The organism is Mitsuaria sp. TWR114 (assembly GCF_007997345.1).
In genome coordinates this window covers 1-3,225 of record NZ_VOSR01000970.1, presented here as the reverse complement: position 1 = coordinate 3,225, position 3,225 = coordinate 1, and the positions used below count along the sequence as shown (strand labels likewise).

The 3,225-nt window shown below is 73.6% G+C and carries 4 protein-coding genes; all 4 read left to right on the top strand.

Going from position 1 to position 3,225, the window contains the following annotated elements:
* The coding region (locus tag FUT87_RS26470) for an ABC transporter permease (RefSeq protein WP_147242911.1) at window positions 1-894 on the top strand (894 nt) is incomplete at its 5' end.
* A complete protein-coding gene (locus FUT87_RS31490) occupies window positions 891-1,580 on the top strand; it encodes a hypothetical protein (RefSeq protein ID WP_147242910.1) in 690 nt (229 codons plus the stop codon). The genes FUT87_RS26470 and FUT87_RS31490, both read left to right, overlap by 4 nt.
* Window positions 1,577-2,425, top strand: a complete 849-nt coding sequence (locus tag FUT87_RS26460; RefSeq protein WP_147242909.1) for a TIGR03915 family putative DNA repair protein — start codon at window positions 1,577-1,579, stop codon at window positions 2,423-2,425. The genes FUT87_RS31490 and FUT87_RS26460 overlap by 4 nt, the downstream gene beginning before the upstream one ends.
* Window positions 2,426-2,518: 93 nt before the next feature.
* The coding region (locus FUT87_RS26455) for an acyltransferase (protein ID WP_147242908.1) at window positions 2,519-3,225 on the top strand (707 nt) is incomplete at its 3' end.

Sequence of the window (3,225 nt, the reverse complement as noted above, 5' to 3'; positions counted from 1 at the left end):
GCGATCGCGCTGCCCTTCCGCGCCCGGCAGTTCACGCTCGGCGCCGACGGGCAGATGTTCCTCGGCGCGCTGGCGGCCGTCGCCACCAGCCTGGCGCTGGCCGCCTGGCCCGCGGTGGTCGTGCTGCCGGCCTCGCTGCTGGCCGCGATGCTCGTGGGCGGTGCCTGGGGGCTGCTGCCCGGCTGGATGAGGGTGCGCCATGGCGCCAGCGAGATCGTCACCTCCCTGATGCTCAACCTGGTCGCGGTGCAGCTGTTCCGGCTGATCCTCAGCGAGTGGATGAGCGATCCCGGCGCGGGTTTCATCGCCACGCCGCTGCTGCCGCCGGCCGCGTCGTTGGGCGCGCTGATCCCCGGCACGCATGTGAGCGCGATGCTGATCGCGGTGCCGCTGCTGGCCTGGGCCGCCCAGGCGATGCTGGACCGGACCAGTGCCGGTTATGCGCTGCGCGCCGTCGGCCAGGCGCCGGACTTCGCGCGGCGCATGGGACTGCCGGTGGCGCGCACGGTGATGCTGTCGACCGCGCTGGGCGGGCTGTTCGCGGGACTGGCGGGGTTGCATGTCAGCCATGCGCTGCTCGGGCGGCTGCCGGTGGACCTGCCCGCCGGCCTCGGTTACGAGGGCCTGGTGGTGGCGCTGCTGGCGCGCAACCAGCCGCGCGCGATTCCGATGGCGGCGCTGCTCTACGCCTACCTGCGGGCCGGCGGGCAGGCGATGGAGCGCGGCACCGACGTCCCGCGCGAGATGGTGCTGGTGATCCAGGCGCTGATCATCCTGTTCGTCGTCTCCGAGCGCCTGTGGCCGCGGCTGGCCGAGGCCCTCGCGCGCTGGCGGAGCCGGCGCGGTGCGCCCGCCGTCGAGACCGTCGAGCCCTCCCCCGGAGTCGCCTCATGACCGACACCTGGACCCTCGTCGTCGCCGGGCTGGTCGTCGCGCTGCTGCGCGCCACCACGCCCATCCTCTTCGCGGCGCTCGGCGCGCTGGTGTCGGACCTGGCCGGCTGCGTCAACGTGGCGCTGGAGGGCCTGATGCTGGTCGCCGCGTTCTTCGGCGTCATGGGCGCGGTGCAGGCCGCCGACCTCTGGCCGGCGCTTCCGGTCTGGGCCCATGCGCTGATCGGCGGCGGCGCCGCGCTGCTGGCGGCGCTCGTGCTCGCGCTGCTGCTGGCGGTCTTCCATCTCGAGTTCGGCGCCGACCTGATCGTCGCCGGCATCGCCATGAACCTGCTGGCCGCCGGGCTGACCGTGTTCCTGATGGCCAGCTGGGTCGGCGACAAGGGCTCCACCGCCACGCTCGTCAGCCCCGCGCTGCCCGCGCTGCGGGTGCCCGGCCTGGGCGTCGGCTCGGTCGACCGGCTGATCGCCGCCCGTCGACTGCGCCGGGTGCGGGCCGAGGACCTGCGCCACATGAAGCTGCCGCTGCGCCGGGTGTTGCCGTTCGTCATCGTCGACGGTCATCGTCCTGGCGCGGCACCGCCAGCCCCGACTCGCGCCAGTGGGGCAGCGGACGCGGGCACGGGCACGGGCGTGGTCGGGGGCGTTGTCGCGGGCGCTCCCACGCAGCTGGGGCTGTTCGGATGATCCGCGTGCGGCTCGACGGGCCCGTCGACTTCGACGGCTTCCGACTCGCCGCCCGGCGCCTGGTGCTGGACGGCGTGGCGCCGGAAACCGTCGAGTGGATCACCGGCGAGGACGGCGGCGACCTCTGGTCGACAGCGGCGGACGGCGATGCGACCGACGCGAGCGAGCGCGCAGCGAGCGCCGCGTTCACCGTGCCGGCCTCGTTCCTGTCGCTATGCCAGTCCGCCCTGCTGCATCGCGAGCCGCGCCGCTTCGAGCTCCTGCATCGCCTGCTGTCGCGCCTGAGGACCGATCCCGTGCGCTGGCACGACCGTTTCGACGAGGACCGCCGCCACGCGGAGCGCCTCGCCCGCGAGGTGCGGCACGAGATCCACAAGACCCATGCCTTCGTGCGCTTCGTCCCGGTCGAGGACACCGACGGCGAACGCCTGGTCGCCTGGTTCGAGCCCGAGCACCACGTGCTCGAGGCCGCCTCGCCCTTCTTCGCGCGGCGCTTCGCCAACCTGCGCTGGACCATCCTGTCGCCGCGTGTCTCGATGCACTGGGACGGCGTCCGGCTGTGCGCCGGCCCGGGGGCGCGGCGGGAGACGGCGCCGCCGCCGGACGCCGGCGCGGCGCTGTGGCTGACCTACTACCGCAGCATCTTCAATCCGGCGCGCCTGAAGCTGGCCATGATGACCCGCGAGATGCCGCGCCGTTACTGGGCCAACCTGCCGGAGGCCGCGCTGATCGAGCCGCTGGTCGCGAAGGCCGACGACCGCGTGCGCGACATGCTGGACGCCGGACCGACCGCGCCGCGCCGCATTCGTCCGATCGTGCGACCGCCCCGCGGCTCGACGACGTAACGCCCGTCACTCCGATGAGCGGCCGCGCCGACGCCAGGCGCCGCTAACATCCGCGCCGCCATCCTTCTCGGCGGCCTGGCGCCGCTGCTCCGCATGACCGACATCACGCCGCGCAACTTCGCCATCGACTGCCTGCGTGGCGTGGCCATCCTGCTGGTGGTGGTCCACCACCTGGCCCTGCCCTTCCGCCTGCCGCTGGCGCCCAGCCTGGCCGGTGCCTGGCTGCCCAAGCGCCTGATCGACGCGATCAGCTTCAACGGCTACGAGGCGGTGTTCATCTTCTTCGTGATCTCGGGCTTCCTGATCACGACCCGCCTGCTGGCGCGCGATGGCGACCTGCGGCGGGTCGACCTGCGCGCCTTCTACCGCGCCCGCGCCACGCGCATCCTGCCGCTGCTGCTGGTGATGCTGGCGTTGCTGTCGACCCTGGCGCTGCTGGGCGTGCCTGGTTTCGCACCGGGCGAGCGCCAGTCGCTGGCCGGCCTGCTGGGCTCGGCGCTGAGCTTCACCTTCAACTGGTATGAAGGCCGCACCGGCTGGGCGCCGGCGGCCTGGGACGTGCTGTGGTCGCTGTCGATCGAGGAGGTCTTCTACGTCGGCTTCCCGCTGCTGTGCCTGGCGCTGCCCCGGCCGCTGCTGGTGGCGGCGCTGGTGGCGCTGGCGCTCGCCCTGGTGCCGCTGAGGGCGCTGGTCCCGCCAAGCGACGAGGTGTGGTGGGAGAAGGCCTACCTGCCCGGCATGTCGGCGATCGCCTGGGGCGTGCTGGCGGCGCTGCTCGCGCCCTGGATCGCGCCGCACGA